Origin of the sequence: Bartonella sp. MR100HLJHH, assembly GCF_042194215.1 — a bacterium.
GTDB lineage: Bacteria > Pseudomonadota > Alphaproteobacteria > Rhizobiales > Rhizobiaceae > Bartonella > Bartonella grahamii.
In genome coordinates, this window is record NZ_JBHIMR010000122.1 from 1 (window position 1) to 509 (window position 509).

The following is a 509-nucleotide window of genomic DNA, read 5'->3' on the forward strand; positions in this document are numbered from 1 at the left end:
CTTGTCGATATTCAGCTCTTAATCAAGAAGTTAACCAAAGTTTATTTGGATCAAGGCTATGTGACGGCGCGTTTTTATATTCCCGATCAAGATATCAAAAACAGCAAGACGCTCAAATTTGTTGTCATTGAGGGCAAGCTTTCAGAGATTTACTATAATGGTTCACCGGCATCTCGTTATAACAATGTTGTATGGAGTGCTTTTCCTGGGCTTCAAGGTCATGTTCTGAATATGCGCGATATTGAACAGGGGCTTGATCAGATCAACCGTTTGAGTTCAGCGCACGCTCAAAGCGAACTTCTTCCAGGGCGTGAAGAAGGGAGCACCATTGTCAATATTAATAATCATCCCGATAAAACTTTCAAGGTTACTGTTTCTCATGACAATATGGGACAAGCCTCTACGGGTTATGCGCGTTATAGTGCGGGCTTGAGGGTAGAAAATATTTTAGGGATGAATGATGCGTGGGATTTTAACTATCAACGCAGTGAGCCCGATTATTGGGGTGG

1 protein-coding gene is annotated in these 509 nt (G+C 42.4%); it reads left to right on the plus strand.

Annotated elements, in window-relative coordinates; all coding sequences use genetic code 11:
* Positions 1-509, plus strand: a 509-nt coding sequence (locus ACFIJ7_RS09870; RefSeq protein WP_375645227.1) for a POTRA domain-containing protein, incomplete at both ends; no start/stop codon positions are given.